Below are 24,060 nucleotides of genomic sequence, written 5' to 3'. Positions count from 1 at the left end.
GCACAGGGCGATCACAGGATCGGTCTGTGCCGAACCATTGAGGCTGACACGTACTCCCGGAGTTCTTGGGGGAGTAGGGGGAAGATGTGCGCAAGATAGTGCACCGCCACCTCGGGAAAGTGGTGGCAGGTGCGGCCATCGCGGTGGCCGGGACCGCCGTGATGATCGGGATCACCCTGCCGGGCACGGCGGGGGCGGACGACACGGGAAGCGGCAAGACGGCCGCCGGACAGTCCACGGCACAGACCGGACAGGGCCAGGACGGGGCCGTCGCGCCCGGGGTCGTCGAACAGGCCCCGGCCGCCGAGGGCGCGAAGGGCAAGGGTCGCGACCCGCTCACCGACGACGAGATCCAGCGGGTCGAACAGATCGCCGTGAACCGGCAGTTGTTCAACGCCACTGAGGACGTGGAGGGCGAGCGCGGCCCCGAGCGGCTCACCGTCGACCTCGCCGACCCGAAGGCCGACGAACTGGACGACCCGGACGCGCCCCGGCGCGCGGACGTGACGCTCTACGACTATCGGGACGACACCCTCGTCACCAAGACCGTCGACCTCGACAGCGGCAAGGTCGTCGCGACCGGCACCCAGCACGGCGTCCAGCCGCCGCTGAGCAGCGCCGAGTACGCCGAGGCGGCGAGCCTTCTGATCGCCGACCCGCTGGGCGCGGACCTGAAGTCCGACTACAAGGACGCCACCGACAAGGAACTCACCTCCGCCGACCAGCTGCTGCTCACCGGCGCGGTGTACCGGGCGGTGCCGGGCGGCCAGCCCGCCGTCCTCGACAAGTGTGGCGAACACCGCTGTGTGCGGCTGTTCCCGAAGGTGAAGAACGGCCCCTGGATCGACGCCAGGGCCTTCGTGATCGACCTGAGCGCCCGCAAGGTCGCCAGGCTCGACAGCTGACTCGCCTCCCCTTCGTCCGATTTTCCCACTCGCTACTTCCGCAAGGGAGTCATTTCTTCATGCGTGTCAACAGAATCAGCCGTGCCCGCAGGCACGCGGCCCTCGGTGTGTCCGTGGCCGCGCTGGCCGCCGGTGTCACGACCGGTGCGGGGCCGGCCGTCGCCCAGCCGAAGGCGGCCGCGGCGGCCGCCGCGGAGTGCAGCGCCGCCTACAAGATCGAGCAGAAGCTCTCCAGCGGCACGACCTGGCGGATGTGCTGGCGCTACGACAGCAAGGCCGGGCTCACCCTGGAGAACATCTCCTACCAGCCCAAGGGCGAGGCCTCGCCCATCAAGGTCCTCAACAGCGCCCGGCTCGGCCAGATCCACGTCCCCTACGACGACGGCAGCGTCGAGTACGACGACCTGACGGGCTTCGGCTTCGCGCGGGGTCTGATGAACCTGGACCCGGGAGAGTGCCCCGGCGGCACCATCAAGAGCGTCAAGGTCCAGGACTCCTTGAACCCGGACGACTCGAACGTCAACGGCCTGTGCACCACCACCCGTTCCCGCGGCCACGCCTACCGCATGCAGGGCAACAGCGCCAACAAGGTCTACCAGGCCCAGGGCAAGGACCTGCTCGTCTACTCGGTCAACCAGGTCGGCTGGTACGAGTACATGACCGAGTGGCGCTTCCAGGACGACGGCACCATCACCATGAACCTCGGTGCGACCGGCAGCCTCTCCTACGAGGACTACGACGCCGGCGACGGCCGCGGCTGGCCGATCGGCAAGGGCCCCCGCGCCCAGGCCACCAGCCACAGCCACAACGCCTTCTGGCGCCTCGACTTCGCCCTCGACGGCTCCTCCAAGAACCGTGTCGAGCAGTACGACTCGACGGTCACCGCGGCTGCCCAGGGCCAGCAGACGGCGACCGTCAAGACCACCCGCACCCCGGTCACCAAGGAACTCGCGGGCGACAGCAAGAGCTACCGCTGGTGGCGCGTGGTCAGCGCGGTCGGCAAGAACAAGGACTGGCACCCGCGGTCGTACGAGATCGTCCCCGGGCCGACCACCAAGTACCCGGCCCGCAGCTTCACCAAGCACGACATGTACGTCACCGAGTACAACCAGTGCGAGCAGTTCGCCAGCAACAACCCCGGCAACTGCGGTGCTGGAGCGGGCGACTCGGTCGACAAGTGGGTCAACGGCCAGACGCTCACTCACCCGGTGGTCTGGATGAACGTGGGCTTCCACCACATCGCCCGGGACGAGGACCAGCAGCCCATGCCGGTCCACTGGCAGGGCTTCTCCATCGCCCCGAGGGACGTCACGGCTATGAATCCGCTCACTCCGGCCGAGCTCGCCGGGCAGAACGGGCACTGGTAGCCCGGTAGTTGAGATTGACCCTGTCCATCCGGCTGCACCGCCGACCGCTCCCGGAGTACCCTTCCTTGATCGTTGGGTGGGGGCGGACCCTCGGGAGTCCTCGGGGGAGCGGAAGGCGGTGCGTGGGTGGGCTCGGGAGGGCTGGAGTTGCCCCCTGGTGACGAGGGTCACGAGGGGAACTCCGCAGACGTCCCGCCCGGCACGGTGTCCCTGGCACGGCCGATGGACGCGGGAGCGACGATCGGGCCGGAGCTGGACTGGGACGCCGAAGCCTGGCGCGAGGTACGCACGCGCGCACAGCGGGCGGGCCGGGCCTACATCTGGCTGAACCTCGTCGAACAGCGGCTGCGGGCCGTCGTGGCCGCTGTTCTGCGTCCCATCTACGAACCCGTCCACGGCCACGACGACTGGGTGGTGGCCGCCGCCGGACCCGCCGGGCAGGAATGGGTCCAGCGCGCGGTCGCCGTACGCGAAGTCAGCCGTCGCAAGGGCTACTTGCTCGACCCCGCCGACGACAATGTGCTGAGCTTCCTCACCCTGCCCCAGCTGCGCGAGCTCATGGTGCAGCACTGGCCCTGCTTCGAGCCCTACTTCGACGAGCGGCGGGACGTCGAACTCGCCCTGGACGAGCTGGAAGTCACCCGCAACGTCGTCTCCCGCAACCGGGCCCTGTCCGAGGCGGTCCTCGGCCAGGCCGAGCGCGCCTCCGCCAAGCTCCTGGAGATACTCGGCGCCGGCGGCGACGTGCCGTCCGCCCGCCGACTGCCCGTCGACGCGGTCGAGGACCTGGTCGGCGACCGGTACGCCGACGTGGTCGCCGTGCACCCCGACCGGGTGCGGCTGCTGCGCCAGTTCCCCGCCGAGGACATCTTCGGCGGAGCCCGCCGCCTCGACGCCGTCGGCATCGGCCTCAACCTCCTCGTTCAGAACTTCTCCGGCCGCCGTCTGGTCCGCCTTGCCGAGGCCGGCTGCCGGGTGCGGCTGCTGTTCCTGAACCCGGCCTCCAGCTCGGTCAAGCGGCGCGAGCGGGAACTCGGCATGAAACGGGGTGAGTTGAGCCGCGCCGTCGAGATGAACATCCTGCACATGCGCCGGGTGCGGTCGAGGCTGCGCGACCCGGGCGCCTTCGAGATCCAGGTCTACGACGAGACCCCGCGCTTCACGGCCTACCTCGTGGACGGCGACGGCTCGGACGGCATCGCGGTCGTGCAGTCCTATCTGCGCCGGTCGAGGGGGATGGAGGCGCCGGTGCTCGTGCTGCGCAACGGCAACCGGGTGGTCAAGGCGGGCGATGTGGACGACAGCGGTCTCTTCCCGACCTACCGCGAGGAGTTCGAGATGAACTGGGTGGATTCACGGCCGGTGTCCTGAAGTGTTCCAGTGTCCTGGAGTGTCCCGCTGGTCCGGAGTGTCCGGAGCGGTAAGCGGAATGCGGTCCTCTGATTGTCAGTGGCCCATGGGAAGGTGGAGACCACTGGGGGAAAGCACCACCAAGAAGGGGGACCGCCCATGGGCTGGCACCGAGAGCTGCTGATCGGCTTCGACCTGGAGACCACCGGCACCGATCCGCGCGAGGCGCGCATCGTCACGGGAGCCGTGATCGAGGTCAGGGACGGGCAGCCGATCGGGCATCGGGAGTGGCTGGCGGACCCGGGCGTGGAGATCCCGGCGGACGCCGTCGCGGTGCACGGCATCAGCAACGAGCGGGCGGCCACCGAGGGCCGTCCCGCCGACCAGGTCGCCGACGCCATCGCGGACGTCCTGACCACCTACTGGAAGACGGGCGTCCCGGTGGTCGCCTACAACGCCGCGTTCGACCTGAGCCTGCTCTCCGCCGAACTGCGCCGGTACGGCCTGCCGTCCCTGCGTGAACGCCTGGGCGGCATCGACCCCGCCCCGGTCATCGACCCCTACACCATCGACCGCTCGGTGGACCGCTACCGCCGCGGCAAGCGCAACCTCGAAGCGGTGTGCACGGAGTACGGCGTCGCGCTCGACGCCGCCCACGACGCCTCCGCCGACGCCCTCGCCGCGGCCCGGCTCGCCTGCGCGATAGCCGCCCGCCACCCCAAGGTCGCCGCCCTCGGCCCGGCGGAACTTCACCACCGCCAGATCGAGTGGTACGCGGAATGGGCGGCGGACTTCCAGAACTTCCTGCGCCGCAAGGGCGACGCGACGGCGGTGGTCGACGGCATGTGGCCGCTGCGCGAGTCGGCCGACGAGACGGTGTGATCCGGGGCCGCTGTCACTCGGGGGCCGGCGTCGCTCCAGCGGTCACCCTCACTCCGGCAGCGGGCTCGCGATGGGCTCCACGCGGGGCTCGGCCAACCGTTCGTAGTCGGCCCCCGAGAGGCACAGCGACCGGTCGAGGCGGGCCGCGTTGAAGTACAGCCTGGACTGGGCCACGACGGCCGGATCGGCGACGACCTCCAGGTCGGGGTCGAAGCTGAACGGCAGCACCGTGCCGGGGATCGCGCGAGCCAGTCGCTCGGCGGTCTCGGCGCCTCGAACAGCGCGCGGATCGCGTCCAGGTCCACGCGTCGGTCCCCGGGGACGACCGCGAGGATGTGCCGGGTGGTCCGACGGTCCACCTTGACCCGCAGCACGATGCACTTCGCGGCCTCGGAGGCAGGGTGCCCGCGCAGCGTACACACGGCGTCGGTGGTGCCCTCGGGCTCGTGGTCGATGAGCTTGTAGTCGACGGAGGAGGCGTCGAGCAGGGAGATCAGACGGTTGTAGGTGTCGTGAGTGCCGTGGTGTCGGTCGGTGTCGTGCTCGGGCATCGGACATCCTCTTCGGTGGGGTGAACTTCGGTGCGGCGCGGGCTGGTTGTGCGGTGGGCGCGTTCCACGGACTGCCCCCAGTAGGTACCGGTGATCATCATGACCGCTCCGAGCCCGGTCAGTACGGTGAAGTGCTCGCCGCCCAGGGCGACCCCCACCGCGGCGGCCCAGATCGGCTCGGTGCCCAGCAGCAGGCTGGCCCGGCTGGCCGAGGTGCGCTGCACCGCCCAGGTCTGGGCGAGAAAGGCGAACACACTGCAGAACAGGGCGAGATAGAGCAGCTGTGTCCAGGTGGCCGCGTCCGCGTGGGCCAGGGTCGGGAGGTCGCGTGCTGCCGGGGTGAGGAACAAGGTGGTGCCGACGAGGGTCTGGACGGTCGTGAGGTGCAGCGGCCGTATCGCCCGGCCCGCGGTGAGCCTGCCGACCAGCGCCACATGGCCGGCCCGTACGACCGCGGCGCCGAGCATCAGCAGGTCGCCGAGGCGGGGCGCGTGGAAGCCGTTGCCTGCCATGAGGAGCGCTACGGCCAGGACGCACAGGCCGGCGGCGGCGTAGAAGACGGGCGGCAGACCGCCCCGGTGTCCAGTGCGGTCGAGAAGGGGGGTGAGGACGATGGTCAGGCTGATGATGAGCCCCGCGTTGGCGGCACTGGTGTGGGCGACACCGTAGGTCTCGACGACCAGGACGGCGGCCTGGGTGAGACCGAGGGGGATGCCGACGCGCAGTTCGTCGCGCGTCCACCGGCGCAGTCCTCGCCCGCGGGAGGCGACGACTCCCAGGCAGGCGAGTGCGGACAGGGCGTAGCGGGCGAAGAGGACCAGCAGGACGGGGAGAGCGGACGTCGCCGTCTGGGCGGAGAGATAACTCGAACCCCAGACGATCGCGACCAGCAGGAGTACCGAGTCGGTACGGCGGGCGTCGGACACCTGCCCACCCTGCACCGATCCGTCTCTGAAGCCCAGAACCAGTTCCTTAAACGATCTTTTAGTACTCCTACACTGTGGAGGTGGACGAGAGACAGCTGCGGATCCTGCGCGAGCTCGGCGAACTGGGCAGCGTCACCGCGGTCGCCGAGGCACTGCTGGTGACGCCGTCGGCGATCTCACAGCAGCTGAGGCTGCTGCAGCGCTCGGTCAGGGTGCCGCTGACCGAGCGCGACGGCCGGCGGCTGGTGCTCACGGACGCCGGTCAGGCGCTGGCGGGCGCGGCCATCGAGGTGGAGACGGCGCTGGCCCGCGCCCGGCACACGGTCGAAGAGTTCGTGGACCGGCCCGAGGGCGAGGTCTCGGTGGCCGCTTTCCACAGCGCGGGCGCGGCGTTCTTCCCGCTGCTCCTGCGTGCCCTGGCCGCCCCCGGCACCCCCGTCCCGAGACTCGCGGACGAGGACGTCCCACAGGAGGACTTCCCCCGCCTGACCCGGGAGTACGACATCGTCCTCGCCCACCGCCTGGACCACGCCCAGGCCTGGCCGCCCACGGTGTCGGCCACCACGCTCCTGCGCGAGCCCCTGGACGTGGCCATGCCCGCCGACCACCCACTGGCGGCCAGACGCCGGGTGACCCCGAAAGACGTGGCCGACGAACCCTGGATCACCGTCCATGACGGCTTCCCGGTCATGGCCACCATCGAGGCGATCGCGGCGGCAGCGGGCCGACACCTCCACCTGGCCCACCGCATCAACGAGTTCGCGGTGGCGGCGGAGGCGGTGGCGGCGGGGGGAGGCCTGGCGCTGATGCCCCGCTGGACGATGCGCCGCCACCCGGCCCTGGTGCTCAGACCTCTGAGCGGCGTTCAGGCGAGACGCCTCATCGACGCGCTCTACCGCCCGGAGAGGACGGCAAGGAGGGCGGTCCGCACGGTGTTGACAGAACTGAAGTCGGCAGCACTTCTCATTCAGGGCGAGGCGACTCCCTAGGGGCGCGGGGCTGTTTCGATGTGCGGCTCCGCCGCGTGGCGCGACCAGCCACAAAGGACCCGCACCCGCCCACTGTCTAGAACGAATACCACCGCACAGTCGTGTCGCCGTCCCGCAACGAGCCCACCCTCCGCTCGAACTCGGCCAACGCCTTGGGATTGGTCGGCGCATGCTGAGCAACCCACGCACAGCTGGCCGTCTCCCGGGCCCCACGCAACACCGAACACCCCTCCCACTCCCGCACATCCCACCCGTACGCAGAGGTGAACGAGTCGTAGGACTCCGCGGCCATCCCATACCGATCCCGGGAAAGAGCCATAACCACCAGATCGTGCTCACGCAGATCCGAAGAGAAGGTCTCCAGGTCGACAAGGACAGGACCGGACGGACCGACGTACACATTGCGCGGCAGCGCGTCCCCATGAATCGGCCCCGGTTCCAGACGAGGCGTCACCGCAGCCGCAGCCGCCGCGAAACCGTCCCGCCGCTCCCGCAGATACGCCGCGTCAGCGGAGTCGATCGCGTCCCCCGCAAGCCGCAGCCACCGCTCCACACCCCCCAGCAAATCACGGCGAGGCAACTCGAAAGACGGCGTCGGCAGCGCGTGCACCACCCGCAGCAGTTCGGCCAGATCCCGCGGCTCGGCGGGCCGTACGGCGTCGGGAAGCCGGTGCCACAACGTCACCGGATGCCCTTCCACGAGCCGTGCCTTCGGCTCGGCCGCCCGCACCGCCGGCACCCCCGCCTCCGCCAGCCACACCGCGATGTCCAGTTCGCGCCGTGCCCGGTCCAGCAACTCGGCGTCCCGCCCCACCTTGACGACCACGTCACCGGCGGCGAACACGGCGTTCTCGCCCAGGGCGAGCAATTGCGCCGACCCCGGCAGCACCCCCGCGGCGGCCAGTACGTCCCGCGCCCGTGCCTCGTCCATCGTCCGGCCTCCCGGCCCTGATATGTCGCGGATACCTGTGTATCGCGGCCTGTATTGCCACGGCGAACGGCGTCGAGTTCGCGCCATCCCCCGGCCAGTCTCGCATTTCCACAGGTGGGCCCGTGTGCGCGCTGTCTTGACGGCGCATACCGTTCCTACAGACTGAGCGGGAGTGAGTCCTGTTTCCAGGACTGCTGTTGCTCAGCCGCGTGTCCCGAACGGTGTTGGGCACGCTGGTCGCCCGCTTTCGTTCCGCTGCTGGGCGGCACGGATCTCGTCCGTGCCCCGGGAAGGCGGGGGCGGGGTTCCTCACGCCGTCGGGTTTCCGGTCGGGCCTGGGCGGTCCGATGCCCGTAACGATCGCTCTGGTCGCTACGGGGCGGTGTCGTCCGTCGCCGGATCGGGTGTCCGAGGGCGCGTCGCCCGATCGCGATGCACGCGGCATCGTGCCGGGAAACTGTGCGGGTGGTGCTGGTCAGGGGCTGCTGCCAGTGCTGGGCGCCCCACCGAGAGGTGTAGGCCGGATCGACCGCGACAATCGCCACGGCCTGTTCGGCGGCTATCGCCACCAGTCGCGCCTTCAGCTTCGCGGTGGGGAAACGGGAGATCAGACGGCGGAAGCGCTTGTTGCGGCCGTGCTTCTCCCGGCACCGTCCGTCGGTGAAGTCCAGGTCCTCGATGGCCACCGCCACCGCGCCGGTGGCACGGGTGTGGTGCAGCAGTCTCGTGAGGGCGTGCCGGATCTGGGCATCCCGGTGCTGGGCGCTGCCGGACAGGTCGTAGAAGAAGCGGCGGGGCTCGCCGACCGGGTTGCCGTGCGCGTCCAGCCGCCAGGCAGCCAGGTGGTCGTCGTTCATGTCGACGGCGACCACGTCCCGGGCCAGGGCCGCCTCCAAGGGCAGGACGGGGATGGCCGCGCGCTGCCAGGCAGCGGTCACGTACCAGCGGCCGCGCACCACGTCGTGGTGGATGCGAACGTCACGAACCGCGCTAAGGGTCCGATTACGTGACATTGGTGACCGCGACGCAGCGGTCGGCGCAGGGCGCACCGCGCGTCAAGGGGGACCGCCCACCGTCCGACCGCGGGGCCTGGTTCCTGGTCCTGCCCGCGCTGATCCCGATCCTGGTGTTGAGCGGGGCTTCCGGTGGCAGGTGCTGCCCGCCCCGTCCGGCGCCGACGGTCTCACCCAGGGGATGAGCCCGCAGACCCTGTCCGTGGCCGAGGACAGCCCGCACAAGAAAGAGGCCGCCGAGTTCATCGACTTCCTGCTCCAGCCGAAGAACATGGTCCGGCTGTCGCTGGGGGACTGGATGCTGCCCACCGGGACGAAGGCCCTGGCCGATCCCGCCCTCCACACCACGAAGGACGGCTGGGCCACCGGAACCGCTCTCGCCTCGCACCTCCGGTCGGCGCCCGCGCAGTCCGTGCGCGGATACCCGGAGTGGAAGGACAAGGTCGCCACACCCGCCTTCCAGGAGTACTACAGCGGCGCGATCGGCCTCGACGAGCTGCGTAAACGGCTGGAGGACGACGGGAATCTCGTACTCGCCCGCTACCAACGCTGAAAACCGGTTGCCCGGGCGTGAAGCCTCGCCCTAACGTCCCGTCCGTGGCAGCGAACAACGCGATCAACTACTCCGGTCTCGGCCGGGGCTGTGCGCATTCCCAGCGGAAGCGCCGTGGCCCCGGAGCCCTGACCGGTCCGGGGAGCCACGCCCGCCGTCGCTGATCACGCGCGGCCCGGTTCGTCCCGCACGCTTTTTCCTGTCTTCCGGTCAGGGCCTTCGTCTGCCCTTCTCCCTCCTCCGGAAGACAAGGACCGCAGGCCATGGCCCGCCCCACGCGCGTTTCCCGCGCGCTCTCACAGAACTTCCTCTCCGACCGCAAGGCCGCCGCGCGGCTCGCGCGGCTCGCGGTGCCGGACCGGCGCGCCGCCCCGTTTCTCCTCGAAGTCGGCGCGGGTAAAGGTGCGTTGACGGAACTGCTTGCCCGGCGTTGCGGCCGACTGCTCGCCTACGAGATCGATGAACGGCTAGTGGCCGCGCTCGATGCCCGCTTCTCCGCCGTGCCGCAAGTCCGTGTGGTCGCAGGGGACTTCCTCGCCGCGTGTGCACCCCGTACGCCGTTCTCCGTCGCCGGGAACGTGCCCTTCTCCCGGACCGCCGCGATCGTCGACTGGTGTCTGAGGGCTCCCGCCCTCACCGACGCTACGCTCCTCACACAGCTGGAGTACGCCCGCAAACGCACTGGGGACTACGGGAGTTGGACCCGGCTGACGGTTCTGAGCTGGCCTCGTCATGAGTGGCGGCTGGTGGGGCGGGTCGGGCGGTACAGCTTTCGTCCCGTGCCGCGCGTCGATGCGGGGATTCTCCGGATCGAGCGCCGCCGTACTCCGCTGCTCGACTCCGCAGCGCTGCGGGGGTGGCGGGACCTGGTCGAGCTCGGCTTCTCGGGCGTCGGCGGGTCACTGCATGCCTCCCTGTGCCGGGCCCGCCCAAAGCGCCGGGTGGACGCGGCTTTCCGTGCTGCACGGATCGATCGCGGTGTGCTCGTCGGTGAGGTGTCCCCTGAACGATGGCTGCGACTGTGCGAGGTGCTGGTGCCGTGAAGGATGCGTCGATTGTTGTCTGCCGCGCCGCTGCGGCTGGTCGCGCCCGCGCGATGGCCCAGGAGGGCGGCACGCGCAGAGCGGTCGACCTCATTGAGGCCGAACTGGCCGCACACCGGGTATGAGTGAGGGCCCGTTGGCTCCCCAGTGACCAACGGGCCCTCAATGCAAGGGGGTTCAGACCCTGGGGGTCAGAACCCGGGGTCAGACCCTCACGCGCTCACCCTCGTCGTCCCGCGCCGCGGGCGCCGCCACGGCGTCCGCGGCCTCGTCGTGGGTGAGGTCCGGCAGCCGGTTCAGCCACTTCGGCAGGTACCAGTTGCGCTCGCCCAGCAGCGCCATCACCGCCGGGAGCAGCACGCCCCGGATGATCGTCGCGTCGATGAGCACCGCGGCCGCGAGGCCCACGCCCATCTGCTTCATGGACTGCATGGACAGCGTCCCGAAGATCGCGAACACGGCGACCATGATGACGGCGGCGCTGGTGACGACACCGGCCGTGGTGACCACACCGTGCTGGATCGCGTCCTTCGTCGTACGGCCGCGCAGGCGTGCCTCGCGGATCCGTGAGACCACGAACACGTGGTAGTCCATCGACAGGCCGAACAGGATCACGAAGAGGAACAGCGGCAGCCAGGTGATGATGGCGCCGACGCCCTCCGCGCCGACCAGGGACGCGCCCCAGCCATGCTGGAAGACGGCGACGAGAATGCCGTAAGCGGCGCCCACCGACAGCAGGTTGAGCACGATCGAGGTGATCGCGACCGTCAGCGAGCGGAACGACAGCAGCATCAGCACGAACGCGAAGACCACGACGAACGCGAAGACCGGGACGACCGCTCCGGCCAGTTGGTCGTTGAAGTCCTTGGACCCCGCGACCTGGCCGGTGATCGGCGCCTGGACGCCGTCGACCTTGCCGAGGGTGGCCGGACGGACCTCGTCACGCAGCTTGTCCAGGCTCTGACCGGCCTTGTCGAGGTCGGAGCCGCCCACCAGCGGGACGTAGACGAAGGCGAGGTTCTGCGCGTCGTGCAGCTTGATCTCGACCGGGCCGCGCGAGGCGCCCGAGGAGATCGCCTTGGCCTTGAAGTCGGCCAGCGCGGCGGTGACTTCGGGGGAGTTGATGTCGGCCGCCTTGACGACCACCTCGGCCGGCTCGGTGCCGCCCGGGAAGGCGTCGTTGACGCGGTTGTAGGTCTGCACGATCGGCAGCGAGTCGCCGAACTCCTGGTCCAGCGTGAGGTTCTGGGTCTTCATACCGACCGCGGGCGCCGCGATGGCGAGCAGCGCGCCGGCCGCCACGACCACCGAGACGACGGGCTTGGCGAGCACGCCCTTCAGTACCGCCGTCCAGAAGCGGCTCTCCTGCTCACCCGTACGCTTCCTGCGGCGCAGTCGGCTCTCCGGGTGCAGGAAGGGGATCTTGCCCTTCTCGACCCGCTCACCCAGCAGCGACAGCACCGCGGGCAGTACGGTGACCGAGCCGACCATGGCGACCGCCACGACCACCAGCGAGGCCAGGCCCATCGCCTCGAACTCGGCGAGACCGGTGAACAGCATGCCCGCCATCGCCACGCACACCGTGACACCCGAGACGATGATCGCGCGCCCACTGGTGGCGGCGGCGATTTTGAGGGCCGTCTCCGGGTCCCGCCCCGCCTGCCGCTCCTCGCGCTCACGGCGCAGATAGAACAGGCAGTAGTCGACGCCGACGGCCAGACCGACAAGCAGCATCACGGAGTTGGCGGTGTCGCTCATCGGCATGACATGGCTGACGATGCCCATCAGACCCATCGTCGCCATGATCGCGCTGACGGCCAGCAGCACCGGCAGCAGCGCCGCGACCACCGCGCCGAAGGCGATGAGCAGAATGCCGAGGGCCACCGGCACCGCGGAGATCTCGGCCTTCTCGAAGTCGTCGCCGAACGCGTCGTCGAACGTCTTCATCATGCTGGCGCCGCCGATCTCCTCGATCCGCAGCGACTCGTGCTCCTTCTGCACCCCCTCGACGGCCTTCAGCACCGGCTCGACCCGCTCGCCCGCGGTGTCCGACTCACCACGCATGTCGAACTGCACGAGCGCGCTGCGGCCGTCCTTGGAGATCGTGTCCGTGTCGTACGGCGAGGTCACGTCCGTGACCTTGCCGGTGCCGTCGACCGCCTTCACGACCGCGGCGACGGCGGCCCTGAAGTCGGCGTCGGTCGCCTTGCCCCCCGCGTCCTTGGCCTGGATCAGCACCGTCTCACTCGCGGGCTCGTCGATCCCGGCGTCCTCGATGATCTTCGCGGCGGTGTGGGTCTCCCCCTTGAGCTGGTCGCTGTCCTTGACGTCGACCCGGCCGGCCGCCGAGCCGAGCCCCATCGCCAGGACGACGAACAGCACCCAGATACCGACGGCAGCCCATCGGTGCCGTGCGCTCCAGCCACCGGCCCGGGCGGCCAGGCCCCGCACCCTTGTGTCTCCGTTCCCCATGACGGGCTTGCCCCCTTGAGAGCGGTGGCAGCCCCCTGCCGCCACCTTTCGTCTCGAAGGTATGGGGCGGATAAGAGCGTCTCGTCGTGCTGCCCGGTGAAGTGCGGCGCCCTCGGCTCCTCCCCTCGGATGCCGGAACCTCCCCACTGGGGACGAGGATGACCCTTACATCTAACGGCGGCTCTGCGGGGCGGTGATCAGGGTCGGCCCCTCTAAGGTGAGCGCATGACGACCACGTACGCGGCACTGCTGCGCGGAATCAACGTCGGCGGCAGCAAGAAGGTCCCCATGGCCGACCTGCGCACGCTGATGGAAGGCCTCGGTCACGACGGTGTACGCAGCTACCTCCAGAGCGGCCAGGCGGTGTTCACCGCCGACCACGGCGATGAGGAGTCCCTGGCGGCCGAGCTCGCCGCCGCGATCGAGAAGCGGTTCGGATTCGCGGTCGACGTGATCGTCCGCGACCACGCCTACCTGAGGGCGATCGCCGAGTCCTGCCCCTTCCCGGCCGCCGAACTGGAGCCCAAGCAGCTCCACGTCACCTACTTCTCCACTCCCGTCGCCCCGGACCGCTACGAGGAGATCGATCAAGCCGCCTACCTCCCCGAGGAGTTCCGCCTCGGCGACCGCGCCCTCTACCTCTACGCCCCGAACGGCCTCGGCCGGTCCAAGCTCGCCGAGCTCCTGTCCAAGCCGCGGCTGAACAAGGGCCTGATCGCCACGAGCCGCAACTGGAACACCGTCGTCAAGCTGGTGGAGATGACTGGCGCCTGACCGCGGTCCCGCCGTCGAGGCGGCCGTGGAAAGGGAGTTGAGGCGATCGGCCCGGACCTTCGGCCCTGTTCCCTGTCCCCCGTCGGTCCCCTGTCCCAGGGACAAGGCCAACACGACTGTGCGAGGCTCGTCCCATGCGTTACGTCATCATCGGGGCAGGGGCGGTCGGCGGGGCCGTCGGCGGACGGCTCGCGGGGGCCGGGCACGAGGTCGTGCTGGTCGCGCGGGGCGCGCACCACGCGGCGCTCAGGGACGGCGGACTGCGGCTGAGAGTGCCGGACGGCGAGTTCACGTACCGGCTGCCGGTCATGGACGGACCGGCCGGACTCGGCACACTGCGCGCCGACGACGTGCTCGTCCTCGCCGTGAAGACGCAGGACACGGAGGCCGCCCTGGAGGCCTGGGGAACGGCCCCGGTCGAGGGCGGCGGCACCGCGGCCGAGCGGCTGCCGCTGCTGTGCGCGCAGAACGGTGTGGAGGGCCCGCGTCTTGCTCTGCGCCGCTTCCGGCACGTGTACGGCGTCTGCGTATGGCTGCCGGCGACCTTCGTGGAACCCGGCGTCGTCTCTGCAGCGGGCAGCCCGCTCACCGGCATCCTGCACCTGGGCGGCTACCCGCACGGCACGGACGAGACCGCCCGGCAGATCGCCGCCGACCTGGAGAAGGCGAAGTTCGAGGCACCGGTCGTGCCGGACATCGCCCGCTGGCAGTACGCCAAGCTGCTGTCCAACCTCGCCAACTCCGTCGAGGCGGTCACCGGTCCCGTCGAGAGCGAGGAGGCCCTGGCCCTCGTCGAGCGGGTCCGGGCCGAGGGCGCGGCCGTTCTCGACGCCGCCGGGATCGCGTACGCGAGCGTCGAGGAGCAGCGCGCGGCGCGCGGAGACAAGGTCACCCTGCTGTCCCGGGACGGCACCCCGCGCGGCGGCGGCTCCTCCTGGCAGTCCCTCACCCGCGGCACCGGCACCATCGAGGCCGACTACCTCAACGGCGAGATCGCCCTCCTCGGCCGCCTCCACGGCATCCCGACCCCGCTGAACGATCTGTTGCAGCGCCTCGCCAACACGTTCGCGCGGGAGCGCAGGGCGCCGGGGTCGATGAGCGTGGCCGAGCTGGACCGGCTGGTCGCCGACCTCGAACACTGAAGAGGAGAGCGGCCGGCCGGGCCCTCAATACTGGTCGCCCCGCCACTCCCCGTTCCGCTCCGCCCAGCGCACCGCCGGCCCCACCGCGAGCCCCGCGGCCGCGAACAGGACGCCGAGTGCCGCCCAGCCCGCCGTGCCGTGCTGGACCGCGGTCACCGTGACCAGGGCGGGGCCCGCCATCATGCCCGCCGACATACCCGCGCCGAAGACGCCCTGGTACACGCCGTGGACACGGGAGTCGGCGAGTTCGTAGCCGAGGGTCCAGCCGCCCGCCGCCGACAGCACCTCGGCGAAGACCTGGACCACCGCGCCGACGGACAGCGCGAGCACCGCCCACACCGCGGGCAGGCCCGCCGACAGCGCGTACACCGCGCAGGCCGCCGCGAGCAGCAGTCCCGACCAGCCCATCGCCCGTACGGCGGAAGGGACTTGGGAGGCCCGGCGGGCCACCCGCACCTGGAGCAGGGCCACCAGCACACAGTTGAGGATCATCAGCAGGGCCGCCGTCCAGCGGGGTGCCTCGGTCCGTTCGACGATCCACAGAGGCAGCCCCACCTCGCTCATCGTGTACTGCACGACCAGTATCGCGTTCAGCACGGTCACCGCGAGATACGGCAGATCGCGCACCGCACGCCAGCGGTCTACGGCCGGGGAGCCGGTCGGGGCGTCGGCCACCGCGCCCGTGCGTTCCAGGGCGTGCGGTGCCAGCGGCAGCCGGGGCAGCAGCAGCGCAGGCCCCGCGAAGGACACGGCGTTCACCACGATCACCGTCACATACGCGCCCCGGGTGTCGAGTTGAAGGGCGATGGCGCCGAACGCGCCACCGACGCCCATGAAGACGTTGGTGACCATCCGCAGGTATGCCCGCGCCTCCACCCGGGTCGCGGCGGGCAGCACATCCGCGTAGATCGCGCCCAGCACCCCGCGGCTCGCCATCTGCAACCCGGTCGCGCAGACCACCGCCAGCAGGAAACCGACGTACGACTGCACGAGCACATACGCGGCCGTCGCCACGCCGGTCCCGGCCCACAGCCACGCGCCCACCCGCCGGGCACCCCACCGGTCCGCGGCCCGTCCGGCCGGCACCCCGGCCACCACACCGACCAGGCCGGCGCCCGTCATGCCGAGGCCGACGGAGGTCGCGTCGAGTCCCACGATCCGGGTGAAGTACAGGACACCGAGCGGGAAGTAGAGGCCGTTGCCGAGGGAGTTGGCGGCGGTCAGGACGGTCGCGCGGCGCAGGGTCGGGTCGGCGGGGAGGAGTCCGGCGGCGCGGGTGGCGGGCTTCGGCGGAACCGGCGGGCCGGGGGGCGGGGAGGAGGCGGGCGACGCGGAGGCCGGTGTCGTGGTCATGCAGACAGCCAACCCGGCGGGGGTGCCGTGCCGACATTGATTTAGCATGGGGCTCAATGATCGAGTTCCGGTTCGCGATCGCCGACCTCGCCACCACGTCCTTCGCGTACTCCCCGCTCCAGGAGGCCGTGTTCTCGCTGCGCTGTCTGCACGACCCGGCCCGCTACCCCCATCACCGGCCCTGGCTGCGCCGCATCCGCCCCCGTCTGGATGCCCTGGACCACGAACTGCTCGGCGCGCTCGCCACCCCCTGGCTGTGGGTGCCGGACTGCCTCACCCCGCGCCCGGAGCGGGCCCGCCCCACCTTCGCCGACGAACTCGACCGGCTCCGCACGACCCCGCCGGAGCTCCTTGACGCCGACTTCCGCGCCGCGTACCGCACCGAGAAGCCCGTAAGAGCCAGGGACTCGGCGAGGGTCGGGAGTCCCGCGAGGGCCGAGGACTCGGCGAGGGTCGGGAGTCCCGCGAGGGCCGGGGACTCGGCGAGGGCCGGGAGTCCCGCGAGCACCGGGAACCCAGCGAGAGCTGGGGCCTCTGCGAGCACCGGGAGCCCCGCGAGGGCCGGGGCCTCTGCGAGGGCCGGGAGTCCCGCGAGGGCCGAGGACGCTGCGAGGGCCGGGAGTCCCGCGAGCACCGGGAGCCCTGCGAGGGCCGGGGACTCTGCCAGCACCGGGAACCCCGCAAGCACCGCGACCCCCGCGACCCCCACAACCACCGAGCGCACCCTGCCCCCCGTAGTCGCCCGCGGCCTGACCGACCCCGCCGCCTTCCTCACCCGTATCGCGGACGCCCTCGACGCCTACTGGCACACCTGCCTGGCTCCCGACTGGTGGCCACGCGCCCAGAGCATCCTGGAAGCCGATCTCGCCCACCGGGGACGGGTCTCGGCGGAGCGCGGGACCGGCGCGATGCTGTCCGACCTCTGCCACCGGCTCAACTGGACCGGCAGCCATCTGCGCCTGAGCACACGGGACTTCTACACCCAGGCGCCCTGGGCCGACACCAGCATCGCCGGCCGCGGCCTGGTTCTGCTGCCGTCGTTGTTCGCCCGCGGTGCCCAGCCCCTGATCGACCCGGCCCGGCCGCCCACGCTCATCTATCCGGCCCGCGGCAGCGCCCTCCTGTCCGAGGAAGCACCCCCGATCACCGACGACGCCCTCGCCCGCCTGCTCGGTCGGCCCCGCGCCCGCATCCTCGACCTCCTCGCCGAACCGGCCTCCACGACCGAACTGGCCCGCCGCCTGGACGTCACCCCGGGCGCCGTCAGCCAGCACCTCGCGGTGCTCTACGACGCGGGGTTACTCAGCCGCACGCGCAATGGGCGGGTAGTGCGATACGCGCGGACGCGGCTGGGGGACGAGTTGCGCCGCGGCGACCAGTGACGGAATTCCCCGGACCTCAGAGAATGCTCAGATCCAGGTTTTCATCGAGGAAAGAGAAAGTCATCGGACCCTCCGATTGGATCTTCGTGCCATAGAGTCCACGTAATCCACCAGGCGCTCCTGCAAGCGTCAGAAAGAAACGGGGACGACCATATGGTCACCAAGCGTTCTGCCGTCATGAGTTTCACCGCCGCGGCTCTCGGTCTCGTCACCGGAATCGCGGCCGCGGGCGAGGCCCAGGCCACCACGTACTGGCGCAGCATCAAGTTCGTCCACGCCCACGGCTACTGCCTCACCGTTCAGGCCCACGCCAGCACCGCCAAGGGCAAGCGCGAGCTGATCAAGAAGTGCAACAGCGGGACCGCCCAGGCCTGGCGCATGGACTTCAGCGAGGCCCACAGCACACTGATCGCCAAGCTGCACCCGGGCGGGGACACCAGCAAGTGCCTGGACGGCGCCAAGACCGAGAAGACCGGCACCGAGTGGTACCTGCACGCCGTCAAGTGCAACAGCTCCACCAGCCAGCAGTGGACGCACGTCCTGGCCGACACTCAGGGACTCTGGAGCGCGCAGAACTACAAGACCAAGCTCTGCATAGCTCCGCGCAAGCGCGCCCAGTCGTCCGGTACCTGGGTCGTCACCACCAAGTGCAGCGGCAGCACGGGCAGCCGACAGATGCTCCAGGCCGCCTGACGACGGCACGCATGTGAATTTCTGAATTAGTTCGCGTTCACAGACTAAATACGTTCAGGCGCTCAGCATCGGCGAAAGCAAGGATTTCGCCGATGCTGCGTCGTACCTGCGCAGAATTACCCGCGCCACTTCCGGCGCGGGCCCCAGCACATCGGCGAGGAAATCCGCCCTTGCCGCGCCCCGCGCAATACGGTCGGGCAGAAAGCCGGGAGCCAGGACATACGGCGCGACGGCCACTCGAGAGCAGCCCAGGTCCCTGAGCTCCCGTACCGCGTCCTCCGTGCGGGGCAGTGCCGCGGAGGCGAACGCAGGCCGCACGGCGCACCAACCGGTGTGCCGCCACTCCCGCGCGATGTCAGCGATCACTGCGATCGCCTCCGGGTCGGTGGACCCCGCCGAGGCCAGCACGACCCCGGTCGAGGACTTGTCGGCGGGCGTCAACCCCGCCTCGTACAGCCGTCGTTCGAGCGCCGACAGCAGCAGCGGGGACGGGCCCAGCACCTCCGCCTGGCGGATGCGCAGCTGCGGCGGCGCGTCCCGCAGCACCGCGGGGATGTCCGCCTTCGCGTGGAACGCGCGGGTCAGCAGCAGCGGCAGCGCTACGACATCACGCACGCCCTGTGCCGCCAGCGACTCCAACACCCCCTGCACGGACGGGATGTTGAAGTCCAGGAAGCCCGTCTCCACCCGTACGTCCGGGCGCAGCGAGCGCACCCGGCGTACGAGAGCGTGCACCGTCGAGGCGTGCCGCGGGTCGCGGCTGCCGTGGGCGATGACGAGGAGAACGGGCTTCTTGTACATGGGACTCAGCTCTTCACCAGCAGGCCCCGGCTGCGCAGCACCCGCCGCTCCAGCGGGTTGAAGACCAGCAGCTCGATCGCGATGCCGACGAACAGGATCAGGAAGATGGCCTCGAACACCATGGCCATGGAGCTGGCGTTGCGGCCGTACTCCAGCAGCGCGCCCAGACCGATGCCCAGATCCGGCGAGGGGGCGATGATCTCCGCCGCCATCAGCGAACGCCAGGAGAACGCCCAGCCCTGCTTCAGACCGGCCAGATAACCCGGCAGCGCGGCCGGCATCACGATGTGCCGGGCGCCCTTCAGCCCCGTGGCCCCCATCGAGCGGCCCGCCCGCAGGAACAGCGGCGGCACCTGGTCGATGCCGGCCACCAGGCCGTTGGCGATGGAGGGGACCGCGCCGAGCAGGATGACGGCGTACATCATGTTGTTGTCCAGGCCCAGCCAGATCACGGCGGGCGGCACCCAGGCCACCGAGGGCAGCGACTGAAGACCGGACAGCACCGGGCCGATCGCCGCGCGCACGAACCTCACCCGCGCGACCAGCAGACCCAGCGGGGTGCCGATGGCGAGCGCGAGCAGGAAGCCGAGCAGACCGCGGGAGACGCTGGTCCAGATGTAGCCGAGGAGTTCGCCCTGCAGCCAGGAGTTCTTGAACTCGTCCGCCACGGCGCCGGGGGAGGGCAGCTTGGACGGGTCGTCGACGATCGGGGTGAGGAGCGACCAGACCACCAGGACCAGCACGATGGCGGCGATCGGCGGCAGGATCTTCTGGACGAACGTCTGCCGGAAGGGCGTCCGCCCGCCGACCGTGGTCTCCAGCGCGTCGAGGCCCGCCTCCACGCTCCCGGAGTCCTGGGCCGGTGTCGTGTCAGTGCTGGCCATGGCGGCGGATCTCCCCACGCAGTTCTTCGGTGATCTCACGGGCCAGTTCGGCCACGGGGGCGTCCTCGATGCGGCGCGGCTGCGGAATGTCCACCGTCCACTCGCGTGCCACCCGGCCCGGCCGGGAGGACAACAGCACCACGCGCTGTGCCAGCCGTACGGCCTCGCGCACGTTGTGCGTCACGAACAGCACGGACAGCCCCGTCTCCGTCCAGATCCGGGTCAGCTCGTCGTGCAGCACGTCCCGTGTGATCGCGTCGAGCGCGGCGAAGGGCTCGTCCATCAGCAGCAGCCCGCTGTCCTGCGCGAGCGCGCGGGCCAACGCCACTCGCTGACGCATACCGCCGGACAGCTCGTGCACCCGCTTGCCGTACGAGCCCTTCAGCCGTACCAGTTCGAGCAGTTCCTCGGCGCGGCCATGCCGCTCGGTCTTCGGAACTCCCCTGAGCTTCAGGGCGAGTTCGATGTTCTTGCCCGCGGTCAGCCACGGGAACAGGGCGTGCTCCTGGAACATCAGAGCCGGGCGCCCGTTGGTCGTGATGCTGCCCGCGCTCGGATCGTCGAGCCCGGCGACCAGGTTGAGCAGCGTGGACTTGCCGCAGCCCGAGGCCCCCAGGAGGGTGACGAACTCACCCGGAGCGACATCGAGCGTGATGTCGTCGAGGACGAGCTGCTGCCCGGCGGGTCCCGCGAAGGACTTCGAAACGTGGTCAAGGCGAGCGGCGTGTCCCACCGCTTCTTCGGCCTTGGCGAGGGTCGTGGCCATGGTCGTCACCTCCTGGGAGATCTAGGGATCAGGGACTACTGGACGCCGAGCCCGGCGTCGTCGACGGTGTTCTCGCCCTCGGCCTTGAGGACCTTGTTGAGGGGCGCGAGATCGTAGATGCCCTTCAACAGCGGGTCCTCCAGCAGACCGGCCTTCACCGCGTGTTCCGCCTCGGTGTTGAGGGTGGCGGCCAGCGGGTCGTTGGTGAACTGGATGGACTTCCACGCCGGGTCGAGGACGTCCGCCGGCAGCTCCTTGCCGGAGTCGACGCCCAGCTGCGTGTTGGCCGCCGTCTTCGCCCCGTCCGGGTTGGCGTTGATCCACTTGTTGGCCTCGACGGAGGCCCTCAGCACCGCCTCGACAGCCTTCGGGTGCTCCTTCAGGAACTCCTGCCGCACGATGATGTTCGTGATCACGAACTTCTTGTCCGGCCACAGCGACGCCTCGTCGAGCAGCACCTTCGCGCCCTCGGCGACCAGCTTGGACGCGGTCGGCTCCGGCACCCAGGCGCCGTCGATCGAACCGGCCTTGTAGGCGTCCGGGGTCACCTTGTTGTCGGAGCGGACGACCGACACATCGCCCTTGCCGCTCTTCGCGTCGACCTTCCAGCCCTGGTCGGCGATCCAGTTGAGGAACGCCACGTCCTGGGTGTTGCCGGCCTGCGGGGTGGCGATCTTCTTGCCCTTGACGTCCGCCAGGGACTTGATCTTCTTCGGGTTGACCACGAGCTTGACGCCGCCCGAGGCCGAACCGCCGATGATGCGCAGGTTCTTGCCCTGGGAAGCGGAGTAGCCGTTGATCGCCGGGGAGGGGCCGATCCAGCCGATGTCGACGGACCCGGCATTCAGCGCCTCGATCTCGGACGGGCCCGCGTTGAAGACCGAGTACGACGCCTTCGTGGCGCCGAGTTCCTTCTGGAAGTACCCCTTGTTGACTCCGACCAGCGCGGTGCCGTGGGTCAGGTTGCCGAAGTAGCCGATCTTGACGGAGTCGAGCCCGTCGATCTTCTTCGCCCCGGCGGCGACCTTGGCCGTGTCGTTGTCCTTGGCCTGGGAGCCGTAGCCGCAAGCGGCGAGTGTGAGGAGAGGGAGCGCGGCAATGACCGCGAAGGTGCGGCGAAGAGCGGATTTAGCAGGCACGGGAGGTGTTCCTCTCGGAGGCCCGGCGGTCACGGTCTCTCAGGTCGTGGCCGGGAGGTCGGCAGGTCTGCGTCTACGGCGGTGGGGGGCGAGGGCGCGCGAGCGGTGCGCGTACGTCAGCGCACACATCGCGCCACTCCGCCCTGCCCGCTGCCGAGCGCGCCGCTGCCTACGCGGCCGCCCTCCTTCGCGAACGTGGAGTAGTAGTCGGTGGAGTTCATGTCAGAAGTCCCACCCGTCGTCCTCGGACTCGTCCTTGACGGGCTCCGGGGACGCGAACGACTCGCCGACCATGCCCGCGGTCAGCGTGGTGCCGTCGTTCGGGTCGATGAGGATGAACGAACCGGTGCGCCGCGAGTCCGAGTAGGAGTCGACGGGCAGCGGCTCGGCGGTACGGATCTTCACCCGGCCGATGTCGTTGGCGACCAGCTGTCCCGGGTGCGGGTGCAGGGACAGGTCGTCGAGCGTGAGCCGGGACGGGATGTCCTTGACGATCGCCTTGACCGTACGGGTGCCGTGCTTGAGCAGCACACGGTGGCCGACGGTCAGCGGGGCGTCGGCGACATGGCAGACGGTCGCCTCGATGTCCTGGGTGGTCGGCGGCGCGTCCTTGCTGGGCACGAGCAGGTCGCCGCGCGAGATGTCGATGTCGTCCTCCAGGAGGATCGTCACCGACTGGGTCGTCCAGGCCACGTCGACCGGCTCGCCGAGCAGGTCGATACCGGCGATCTTCGTCGAACGGCCCGACGGCAGCACCGTGATCTGCTCGCCGACGTGGAAGGAACCAGCGGCGATCTGACCGGCGTAACCCCGGTAGTCGGGGTGCTCGGCGGTCTGCGGCCGGATCACGTACTGCACGGGAAGGCGCGCGTGGCAGTGGCTCAGGTCGTGGGTGACCGGGACCGTCTCCAGGTGCTCCAGGACGGTCGGGCCGCCGTACCAGTCCATGTTGGCGGACGGCTCCACCACGTTGTCACCGGCGAGCGCCGAGATCGGGATCGCGGTGACCTCGGGGACGCCCAGCTCCAGCGCGTACGCCGTGAACTCCTTGGCGATCGCGGCGAAGACGCTCTCCTTGTAGTCGACCAGGTCCATCTTGTTGACCGCGAGCACCACGTGCGGCACCCGCAGCAGCGCCGCGAGGGCCGCGTGCCGGCGGGTCTGCTCGACGACACCGTTGCGGGCGTCGATCAGGATCACCGTCAGCTCGGCGGTGGAGGCGCCGGTGACCATGTTGCGGGTGTACTGCACGTGGCCGGGGGTGTCGGCGAGGATGAAGCGGCGCTTGGGGGTGGCGAAGTAGCGGTAGGCGACGTCGATGGTGATGCCCTGCTCGCGTTCGGCGCGCAGGCCGTCGGTGAGCAGTGCGAGGTCGGGGGCGTCCTGGCCTCGTGAGGCGGAGGCGCGCTCGACGGCCTCCAGCTGGTCGGTGAGGACCGACTTGGAGTCGTGCAGCAGCCGGCCGACCAGCGTCGACTTGCCGTCGTCGACGGAGCCGGCAGTCGCGAACCGCAGCAGGGTCGTCTCCGAGAGCACCTCGGAAGTAGTCGTGCTCATGTCTAGAAGTACCCTTCGCGCTTGCGGTCTTCCATCGCGGCCTCGGACATCTTGTCGTCGGCACGGGTGGCACCGCGCTCGGTCAGCCGGGAGGCCGCGATCTCCGTGATGACCTGCTCCAGCGTCACCGCGTCGGAGTCGACGGCACCCGTGCAGGACATGTCGCCGACAGTCCGGTAGCGCACCAGACGCTTCTCGACGGTCTCGCCGTCCTTGGGCCCACCCCACTCACCCGCGGTCAGCCACATACCACTGCGCGCGAACACCTCACGCTCGTGCGCGAAGTAGATCTCCGGCAGTTCGATGCCCTCGCGGGCGATGTACTGCCAGACGTCGAGTTCGGTCCAGTTGGACAGGGGGAAGACGCGGACGTGTTCGCCGGGGGCGTGGCGGCCGTTGTACAGGTTCCACAGTTCGGGGCGCTGGCGGCGGGGGTCCCACTGGGAGAACTCGTCGCGCAGGGAGAACACGCGTTCCTTGGCGCGGGCCTTCTCCTCGTCCCGGCGGCCGCCGCCGAAGACGGCGTCGAACTTCTCCGCCTGGATCTTCTCGGTCAGCGGCAGGGTCTGGAGCGGGTTGCGGGTGCC

At 70.2% G+C, this 24,060-nt stretch carries 20 protein-coding genes and 3 pseudogenes; 11 read left to right on the top strand and 12 right to left on the bottom strand.

The annotated features are described in order from the left end of the window. Window positions 1–86 precede the first annotated feature (86 nt). From ACI2L1_RS13745 to ACI2L1_RS13730, 4 genes are all read left to right on the top strand, one after another. A complete protein-coding gene (locus ACI2L1_RS13745; RefSeq protein WP_404739530.1) occupies window positions 87–905 on the top strand; it encodes a Tat pathway signal sequence domain protein in 819 nt (272 codons plus the stop codon). A 59-nt stretch (window positions 906–964) separates the two neighbouring features. Next, on the top strand, window positions 965–2,272 hold the full coding sequence (locus ACI2L1_RS13740; RefSeq protein WP_404739529.1) for a copper amine oxidase: 1,308 nt from the start codon (window positions 965–967) through the stop codon (window positions 2,270–2,272). Between the two features lie 126 nt (window positions 2,273–2,398). After that, a complete protein-coding gene (locus tag ACI2L1_RS13735) occupies window positions 2,399–3,643 on the top strand; it encodes an SAV2148 family HEPN domain-containing protein (RefSeq protein ID WP_404739528.1) in 1,245 nt (414 codons plus the stop codon). A gap of 138 nt (window positions 3,644–3,781) precedes the next feature. Next, window positions 3,782–4,504: a 3'-5' exonuclease gene (locus ACI2L1_RS13730; protein ID WP_404739527.1), complete on the top strand. Its 723-nt coding sequence runs from the start codon at window positions 3,782–3,784 to the stop codon at window positions 4,502–4,504. A 48-nt stretch (window positions 4,505–4,552) separates the two neighbouring features. On the opposite strand, the pseudogene ACI2L1_RS13725 reads toward ACI2L1_RS13730, so the two are convergent. Beyond that, window positions 4,553–5,055, bottom strand: a pseudogene (locus ACI2L1_RS13725) (YbaK/EbsC family protein). After that, entirely contained in the window at window positions 4,998–5,981 is a 984-nt protein-coding gene (locus ACI2L1_RS13720) for a DMT family transporter (RefSeq protein ID WP_404739526.1), read from the bottom strand. The pseudogene ACI2L1_RS13725 and the gene ACI2L1_RS13720 overlap by 58 nt, the downstream one beginning before the upstream one ends. 80 nt (window positions 5,982–6,061) lie before the next feature. Here ACI2L1_RS13720 and ACI2L1_RS13715 point away from each other — a divergent pair, with 80 nt between their 5' ends. Further along, window positions 6,062–6,970: a LysR family transcriptional regulator gene (locus tag ACI2L1_RS13715; RefSeq protein WP_404739525.1), complete on the top strand. Its 909-nt coding sequence runs from the start codon at window positions 6,062–6,064 to the stop codon at window positions 6,968–6,970. A gap of 76 nt (window positions 6,971–7,046) precedes the next feature. On the opposite strand, the gene ACI2L1_RS13710 is transcribed toward ACI2L1_RS13715, so the two are convergent. Next, on the bottom strand, window positions 7,047–7,901 hold the full coding sequence (locus ACI2L1_RS13710) for a phosphotransferase enzyme family protein (RefSeq protein ID WP_404739524.1): 855 nt from the start codon (window positions 7,899–7,901) through the stop codon (window positions 7,047–7,049). A 155-nt stretch (window positions 7,902–8,056) separates the two neighbouring features. After that, window positions 8,057–8,875 (bottom strand): annotated as a pseudogene (locus tag ACI2L1_RS13705) (IS200/IS605 family accessory protein TnpB-related protein); the annotation flags it as partial. A 163-nt stretch (window positions 8,876–9,038) separates the two neighbouring features. Here ACI2L1_RS13705 and ACI2L1_RS13700 point away from each other — a divergent pair. Further along, window positions 9,039–9,467 (top strand): annotated as a pseudogene (locus ACI2L1_RS13700) (extracellular solute-binding protein); the annotation flags it as partial. Window positions 9,468–9,730: 263 nt separating this feature from the next. Next, window positions 9,731–10,510, top strand: coding sequence for an ErmE/ErmH/ErmO/ErmR family 23S rRNA (adenine(2058)-N(6))-methyltransferase (erm, locus tag ACI2L1_RS13695; protein ID WP_404739523.1), 780 nt, complete (start codon window positions 9,731–9,733; stop codon window positions 10,508–10,510). 204 nt (window positions 10,511–10,714) lie between these two features. Here the strand turns inward: erm and ACI2L1_RS13690 are convergent, their stop codons facing one another. Continuing rightward, window positions 10,715–12,982 carry an MMPL family transporter gene (locus ACI2L1_RS13690; protein WP_404739522.1) on the bottom strand — a complete coding sequence of 756 codons (2,268 nt, stop codon included), beginning with the start codon at window positions 12,980–12,982 and terminating at the stop codon, window positions 10,715–10,717. Between the two features lie 225 nt (window positions 12,983–13,207). On the opposite strand from ACI2L1_RS13690, the gene ACI2L1_RS13685 reads away from it, so the two are divergent. Further along, window positions 13,208–13,756 carry a DUF1697 domain-containing protein gene (locus ACI2L1_RS13685; RefSeq protein WP_404739521.1) on the top strand — a complete coding sequence of 183 codons (549 nt, stop codon included), beginning with the start codon at window positions 13,208–13,210 and terminating at the stop codon, window positions 13,754–13,756. 134 nt (window positions 13,757–13,890) lie between these two features. Further along, window positions 13,891–14,898 carry a ketopantoate reductase family protein gene (locus tag ACI2L1_RS13680; protein WP_404739520.1) on the top strand — a complete coding sequence of 336 codons (1,008 nt, stop codon included), beginning with the start codon at window positions 13,891–13,893 and terminating at the stop codon, window positions 14,896–14,898. A gap of 24 nt (window positions 14,899–14,922) precedes the next feature. Here the strand turns inward: ACI2L1_RS13680 and ACI2L1_RS13675 are convergent, their stop codons facing one another. Beyond that, on the bottom strand, window positions 14,923–16,251 hold the full coding sequence (locus ACI2L1_RS13675; RefSeq protein ID WP_404739519.1) for an MFS transporter: 1,329 nt from the start codon (window positions 16,249–16,251) through the stop codon (window positions 14,923–14,925). A gap of 56 nt (window positions 16,252–16,307) precedes the next feature. Here ACI2L1_RS13675 and ACI2L1_RS13670 point away from each other — a divergent pair, with 56 nt between their 5' ends. Then, a complete protein-coding gene (locus ACI2L1_RS13670; protein WP_404739518.1) occupies window positions 16,308–17,633 on the top strand; it encodes a helix-turn-helix domain-containing protein in 1,326 nt (441 codons plus the stop codon). Window positions 17,634–17,810: 177 nt separating this feature from the next. Next, window positions 17,811–18,326 carry an RICIN domain-containing protein gene (locus ACI2L1_RS13665; protein WP_404739517.1) on the top strand — a complete coding sequence of 172 codons (516 nt, stop codon included), beginning with the start codon at window positions 17,811–17,813 and terminating at the stop codon, window positions 18,324–18,326. Window positions 18,327–18,380: 54 nt separating this feature from the next. On the opposite strand, the gene ACI2L1_RS13660 is transcribed toward ACI2L1_RS13665, so the two are convergent. The 6 genes from ACI2L1_RS13660 to cysD all read right to left on the bottom strand — a co-directional run. Beyond that, a complete protein-coding gene (locus tag ACI2L1_RS13660) occupies window positions 18,381–19,127 on the bottom strand; it encodes a sirohydrochlorin chelatase (protein ID WP_404739516.1) in 747 nt (248 codons plus the stop codon). 5 nt (window positions 19,128–19,132) lie between these two features. Next, entirely contained in the window at window positions 19,133–20,011 is an 879-nt protein-coding gene (locus ACI2L1_RS13655) for an ABC transporter permease (RefSeq protein WP_404739515.1), read from the bottom strand. After that, window positions 19,998–20,777 (bottom strand): ABC transporter ATP-binding protein, encoded by a 780-nt coding sequence (locus ACI2L1_RS13650; RefSeq protein ID WP_404739514.1) that lies wholly within the window; start codon window positions 20,775–20,777, stop codon window positions 19,998–20,000. The genes ACI2L1_RS13655 and ACI2L1_RS13650 overlap by 14 nt, the downstream gene beginning before the upstream one ends. A gap of 35 nt (window positions 20,778–20,812) precedes the next feature. Then, complete coding sequence (locus tag ACI2L1_RS13645; RefSeq protein ID WP_404739513.1) at window positions 20,813–21,916, bottom strand: aliphatic sulfonate ABC transporter substrate-binding protein; 1,104 nt, start codon at window positions 21,914–21,916, stop codon at window positions 20,813–20,815. 222 nt (window positions 21,917–22,138) lie between these two features. Then, window positions 22,139–23,473, bottom strand: coding sequence for a sulfate adenylyltransferase subunit 1 (locus ACI2L1_RS13640; RefSeq protein WP_404739512.1), 1,335 nt, complete (start codon window positions 23,471–23,473; stop codon window positions 22,139–22,141). 2 nt (window positions 23,474–23,475) lie between these two features. Continuing rightward, window positions 23,476–24,060 (bottom strand): sulfate adenylyltransferase subunit CysD (cysD, locus tag ACI2L1_RS13635; protein WP_404739511.1); only part of this gene is annotated, 585 nt, incomplete at its 5' end.

The organism is Streptomyces sp. NPDC019531, from assembly GCF_044903305.1.
GTDB lineage: Bacteria > Actinomycetota > Actinomycetes > Streptomycetales > Streptomycetaceae > Streptomyces.
This window is presented reverse-complemented; position numbering and strand designations above follow the sequence as displayed.

Excerpts from the sequence above, each read along its gene's own strand:
- ACI2L1_RS13740 (WP_404739529.1), top strand. The coding sequence starts at position 965 with ATGCGTGTCAACAGAATCAGCCGTGCCCGCAGGCACGCGGCCCTCGGT.
- ACI2L1_RS13660 (WP_404739516.1), bottom strand. The coding sequence starts at position 19,127 with ATGTACAAGAAGCCCGTTCTCCTCGTCATCGCCCACGGCAGCCGCGAC.
- ACI2L1_RS13680 (WP_404739520.1), top strand. The coding sequence starts at position 13,891 with ATGCGTTACGTCATCATCGGGGCAGGGGCGGTCGGCGGGGCCGTCGGC.
- ACI2L1_RS13650 (WP_404739514.1), bottom strand. The coding sequence starts at position 20,777 with ATGGCCACGACCCTCGCCAAGGCCGAAGAAGCGGTGGGACACGCCGCT.
- ACI2L1_RS13730 (WP_404739527.1), top strand. The coding sequence starts at position 3,782 with ATGGGCTGGCACCGAGAGCTGCTGATCGGCTTCGACCTGGAGACCACC.
- ACI2L1_RS13710 (WP_404739524.1), bottom strand. The coding sequence starts at position 7,901 with ATGGACGAGGCACGGGCGCGGGACGTACTGGCCGCCGCGGGGGTGCTG.
- ACI2L1_RS13640 (WP_404739512.1), bottom strand. The coding sequence starts at position 23,473 with ATGAGCACGACTACTTCCGAGGTGCTCTCGGAGACGACCCTGCTGCGG.
- ACI2L1_RS13690 (WP_404739522.1), bottom strand. The coding sequence starts at position 12,982 with ATGGGGAACGGAGACACAAGGGTGCGGGGCCTGGCCGCCCGGGCCGGT.
- ACI2L1_RS13655 (WP_404739515.1), bottom strand. The coding sequence starts at position 20,011 with ATGGCCAGCACTGACACGACACCGGCCCAGGACTCCGGGAGCGTGGAG.
- ACI2L1_RS13685 (WP_404739521.1), top strand. The coding sequence starts at position 13,208 with ATGACGACCACGTACGCGGCACTGCTGCGCGGAATCAACGTCGGCGGC.
- erm (WP_404739523.1), top strand. The coding sequence starts at position 9,731 with ATGGCCCGCCCCACGCGCGTTTCCCGCGCGCTCTCACAGAACTTCCTC.
- ACI2L1_RS13670 (WP_404739518.1), top strand. The coding sequence starts at position 16,308 with ATGATCGAGTTCCGGTTCGCGATCGCCGACCTCGCCACCACGTCCTTC.
- ACI2L1_RS13675 (WP_404739519.1), bottom strand. The coding sequence starts at position 16,251 with ATGACCACGACACCGGCCTCCGCGTCGCCCGCCTCCTCCCCGCCCCCC.
- ACI2L1_RS13665 (WP_404739517.1), top strand. The coding sequence starts at position 17,811 with ATGAGTTTCACCGCCGCGGCTCTCGGTCTCGTCACCGGAATCGCGGCC.